Below are 5,079 nucleotides of genomic sequence, written 5' to 3'. Positions count from 1 at the left end.
GCCGCCGACCCCCGCCTCCACCCCCACATGGAGGACGTACAGCACCACGAACCCCAGCAGCACCGGTGTGACCAGCCGCCCCCGCGCCCCAGGCCGGGCGGCGGGCGCGGGCCCGGGAGGCTGCGTCCGCACCCCGCGCGTGCACAGCGCGAGGGCGACGGCGAGGACGGCGCATCCGGCGAACACGGACGCGTAGCGGTCCGGGCCCAGCGCGGCGAGCAGGGCGGGCCCGGCGACCGCGCCGATCCCGAAGTGGGCGTTGAGGACGTTGAGCATCGCCGCGCCGCGGTCCCCGAAACCCACCGCGAACAGCTGGTTGAGGCCGTAGTCGATGCCGCCGAAGCCGAGCCCCGTCAGCAGCGCCGCGCCCAGCGCGACCGGCCAGTCCGGCGCGAGCGCGAAGGCCCCGCTGCCCGCCGCCATCAGCGCGTACGCCACCGTCAGCAGCCTGCGGTCGCCGATCCGGCCGCGCACCGCGTCGAAGACGAGCACCCCCGCGACACCGCCGACGAAGTGCGCGCTCAGCCCCAGCCCGGCCATGGACGGGGACAGCCCGTGCTCCTGCCGCAGGGCGGGCAGCGCGGGACCGTACAGCGCCTGGAGGGCGCCGATGAGCACGAACCCGGCGCAGGACGCCACCACCGCGGGCCGGCTGAAGGGCCGCGCCGCGGGCGTGGTCTCCCGCAGGACGGCGGTCACCGGCCGTCCGCGAGGGTGGTGAAGGTGAAGCCGAACGAGGCCTCGGCGGCCTCCAGCCGGTAGCGGGGCAGCACGCCGGGCCCGCAGGACTGGCTGCCGATGCCGTGCAGGGCGTGGTCGAGGTTGACCCACAGGATGTTCCCCGGCACCAGGTCGCAGGTGTGGGCGGCGGCGTCCAGTTCCTCGCCGGTCCAGCGACGGGCGGTGAACCAGAAGGGCGGGCCGCCCTCGATCGCGACCCCCGTCCCGTCCTCCCGGCGCAGCCGCACCCGGCGCACGTCGGCGCGCGCCCCGTTCTCCTGCGGGCGGACGTACGGGGTCTGCAGCGCGTCGACCGTCGCCGTGTGGAGCCCGATCCGGGACGCGGCCCGCGTGTCGGGGTAGGCCTCGCCGGGGCCGCCGCCGTACCACTCGGCCCGGGTCAGCGTGCCGCACAGCCCGAGGCGGACGCCGAGCCGGGGCAGCGGCAGCGTCCACCGCCCCTCGGGGGTCACGTCCATCGTCAGGTGCAGCCGGTCGCCGTCGGCGGTCCACCGGTAGACCGTGCGCAGCCCGAAGGAGGCGGCGGCCGGGGCGACCCGCGTGGTGACGGTGAGCGCGTCGTCCCCGGCCTCGACGCCGTCCACCCGGTGCCGCATCCGGTGCAGTCCGGCCTCCCGCCACAGCAGGCCGAAGCGCGGGCCGGACTGCCAGGGGGCGCCGAGGTCGTTGTCCGTCGGGGCCCGCCACACGTCCAGCCGGGGACCCGCGAGGGCGAAGCCGTCGAGCAGCCGCAGTTCGCCGGTGGCCGCGTCGAAGGTGCCCGGGCCCAGCAGCACCACACCGCCCTCGGCGTGCCGGGGGCGGTGCGGGCGCTCGGGTTCGGGGGCCGTTCGCCGGCCGCCCGGGCGTTCCGCGGCGGGCCACTGGCCCCACGCCACCTCGTGGCCGGCCGGCGCCCACGGGGTGTCGCGTGCCAGGACCGCCCGCACCAGCCAGAACGCCTCCCCGGACGTTCCCGCCGCCGCGGGCTCCGGCAGCTTCAGCTCCGTCGTGCCGCCCGCGGCCAGCGGCGGCACCTCCAGGTCACCCTCGGCGACGGCCACCCCGTCCGCCTCGTACGACCAGGTGAAGCGCAGGTGCGAAAGATCCGCGACGTCATGGCGGTTGGTGATGCGGACCGTGCCCCCGAGCGGGTCGCCCTCGATCCGCACCGGCTCGATCACCTTCTTGTACTCGACCAGACCGGGCGAGGGCGTCCGGTCCGGGAAGAGCAGCCCGTCGCAGACGAAGTTGCCGTCGTGCAGCTCCTCGCCGAAGTCGCCGCCGTAGGCGAACCAGCGCCTCCCGTCGGGGGTGCGGCGTGCGATGCCGTGGTCGATCCACTCCCAGACGAAGCCGCCCTGCAGCCGCTCGTGGGTCTCGAACAGCCGCTGGTACTCGCCCAGTCCGCCCGGTCCGTTGCCCATGGCGTGCGCGTACTCGCACAGCAGGAAGGGCATCGCGCGCCGTCTGGCGTCGAGCACGGGATCGTCCAGTGGCGCCTCCTCGCGCCTGCCGATCCGCTCGACCTCGGCGTGCCCGGCGTACATGCGGGAGTACAGGTCCGTGTCGGCGCAGGTCGGATCGCCCTCGTAGTGGACGGGCCGGTCCGGGTCCCGGTCGCGGATCCACCGCGCCATGGCGGTCAGGCCGCGGCCGGTGCCGCACTCGTTGCCCAGCGACCAGACGAGCACGCTGGGGTGGTTCTTGTCGCGCTCGACCATGCGGGCGGCACGGTCCAGCAGCGCCGGGGTCCAGCGGTCGTCGTCGACGGGGTTGCCCTCCCAGCCGGTCCCGGCGAAGCCGTGGGTCTCCAGGTCGCACTCGTCGACGACCCACAGGCCCAGTTCGTCGCACAGGTCGAGGAAGGCGGGGTGCGGCGGGTAGTGGCTGGTGCGCACGGCGTTGATGTTGTGACGCTTCATCAGCAGCAGGTCCTCGCGCATGGTGGCGATCTCCAGCGCGCGGCCGTGCTCGGGGTGGAACTCGTGGCGGTTGACCCCGCGGAACAGGATCCGGCGGCCGTTGACCTTCAGCACCCCGTCCTCGACCGCGACCGTACGGAAGCCGACGCGGAACGGGACGCGCTCGCCCGCGCCGGTGAGCACGGCCTCGTACAGCCGCGGGACCTCGGCGCTCCACGGCTCGGCGGGCACGCTGACCGGCTCGCCCACCGCCACGTCGACGCCCAGCTCCGGCACGGTGACCCGGCCGCCCGACGGGGCGTCCACGCGCAGGGTGCCCTCGCCGGTGGTGTGGTCCCAGCCGGCGTGCACGAAGAAGTCGGCGACGCAGCCGGCGGGCCGGTGCAGCAGCGTGACGTCCCGGAAGACACCCGGCAGCCACCACATGTCCTGGTCCTCCAGGTAACTGGCCGAGGACCACTGGTGGACGCGGACCGCGAGCACGTTCCCTATCGGCCGCAGCAGGTGCCCGACGGGGTACTCGGCGGGCAGCCTGCTCCCCTTGAAGACCCCCACCTCACGGCCGTTGAGCCAGATCCTGGCACAGGACTCGATGCCCTCGAAGCGCAGCACGGTCTCGCCGCCGGCGGGCCAGTCGTCCGGCAGCGCGAAGGCGTGCCGGTGGTCGCCGGTCGGGTTCTCGGTGGGGACCCGGGGCGGGTCGACGGGGAAGGGGTAGCGGACGTTGGTGTAGGCGGGCGCGCCGTGGCCGCCCAGCACCCAGTGGCCGGGGACGGCGAGGATGTCCCAGCGCGAGGCGTCGAAGTCCGGCCGGGCGAAGGAGGTGTCCTCGGCCCCGGCGGTCGGCGAGAGCCGGAACCACCACATGCCGCCCAGGTTCAGCCGGGCCGCGTCGGAGGCGGGCACCCAGGCCCGGGGCGGCAGGGCGCCGTGGCCGGGGGAGAAGTCCTCGTAGTAGGGGAGTTCCGGCCGCGCGGCCGGGGAGCCGGACGGGTGCGCGGGCATGGTCATACGACTCCTCGGTCGGCCCTCGATGCCGGTCTGCCGTTCGCTGCGCTGTGGCGCCGGTGCGCGCGGGTGCGGTCGGCGCGGCGCTCCCCGGACGCAGGTCGCGGAAGGGTGCGCGGTGGGGACGGCGACCCGCCGCCCGCGGTCCTCGCGCGGGCGTTCCCGGGCCCGCGCGGCCCGGCGCGGGCGGCCGCGCGGAGGTCACGCGACGTCCGCTCCACCCCCGGGTCCCCCTCCCGTGCCGCCGCCGACGGGAACACACGCTAGGCGCCGCGCGGGAGCCGGACAAGCGCTTCACCCACACCCCCGCCGGACGTCACGGCGCCGGGGACGGGCCGCCCGCGATCCGGCGGGCGAGCGCCGCGACGTCCACCGGGCGCGAGGTGTCCACCCGGTGCACGCTGCCCAGGCCCAGCGGTTCGGCCATCTCGGTCCAGAACCGCCACTCCTCCTCCGGGAAGCGCGCGCCCTCGGTGTGCACCGGGTGCCGCGCGGGCGCCCGTTCCCGGAACCTGCGGCGCGCGGTGTCGGGCGGCACGGCACACCACACCTCGTGCACCTCGGACGCGCCCGCCCGCGCCAGGCCCGCGGCCACCACGGGACGCATGTGCGCCAGCCACGGGCTCTCCAGCACCGCCCCGATCGGTGCGTCGGCCAGCAGCGTCCACAACGTCTCGCCCGCCGCGGCCCCGAGGCAGCGGCTCCACTCCCGCCCGCCGCCCCCCGCCGGGCGCAGCGCGGCCAGCGCGTCGGCCAGGGTCTCCTTCACGGAGTCCTTGCTGAACAGCGGGAGCTCCAGTTCGCGGGCGAGCATCCGGGCGAGGGTCGTCTTCCCCGCTCCGGGCAGTCCGTTGACCAACACAGCTAACATGCCGCGACCTTAACGACGCCGCGGGCGGCGGTGGAGTACGCCGCCCCGCCGCCCGCGCGCCACGCGGTGCCTCGTGGGCGGGCGGTGGCTCACGAGGGGGCGCCGGCCGGTTCCTCGACGTCGATGCCCGTGAACCGTGCCCAGTTGCGTCCGATCTCGCTCCAGCCCGCCACCGGCCCGCCGCCCAGACGGCCGGTGAACAGCGGGCGCAGGTCCGTGTCGCGTTCCGCCCAGGCCGCCGAGAACTGGCTGCGGGTGACCCGGAGACTGGTGTTGAGCTGGACGACGGCCGCCCGCGCACAGTCCTCGCGCCACTCGTCGTCCGTCCAGGCGGCGGAGCCGACGGGGGGCCGCGCCGCCAGCGCCAGGCTGAGGAAGCAGGCGGCGTTGTAGTTGACGAGGTATCCGGCGGCGGCCCGGTTCGAACCGCGGTGCCGGGGCGCGGAACCGGCGATGCCCGCCCGGCTGTGGGCGTCCCCACCCGTGTGGTCCGCGCCCGTGTGGTGGTCGGCGTACAGCAGGCGGCGCAGCCCCCAGTCGGGCCCGCCCCACAGC

The 5,079-nt window shown here is 76.0% G+C and carries 4 protein-coding genes; all 4 read right to left on the bottom strand.

Features of this window, described 5'->3' with window-relative positions; translation table 11 throughout:
• The coding region (locus PV350_RS44365) for an MFS transporter (protein WP_500339041.1) at nt 1-699 on the bottom strand (699 nt) is incomplete at its 3' end.
• A complete protein-coding gene (locus PV350_RS44360) occupies nt 696-3,656 on the bottom strand; it encodes a glycoside hydrolase family 2 TIM barrel-domain containing protein (RefSeq protein ID WP_500339040.1) in 2,961 nt (986 codons plus the stop codon). The genes PV350_RS44360 and PV350_RS44365, both read right to left, overlap by 4 nt.
• 313 nt (nt 3,657-3,969) lie before the next feature.
• Nucleotides 3,970-4,524, bottom strand: coding sequence for a P-loop nucleotide/nucleoside kinase family protein (locus tag PV350_RS44355; protein ID WP_500339039.1), 555 nt, complete (start codon nt 4,522-4,524; stop codon nt 3,970-3,972).
• 89 nt (nt 4,525-4,613) lie between these two features.
• A partial coding sequence (locus tag PV350_RS44350; protein WP_500339038.1) for a hypothetical protein occupies nt 4,614-5,079 on the bottom strand: 466 nt, incomplete at its 5' end.

The sequence above is a fragment of the Streptomyces sp. PA03-6a genome (assembly GCF_033792765.1).
Taxonomy (GTDB): Bacteria; Actinomycetota; Actinomycetes; order Streptomycetales; family Streptomycetaceae; genus Actinacidiphila.
Note: the sequence above shows the minus strand (reverse complement) of the source record. Positions and strands in the feature narration are given on the sequence as shown.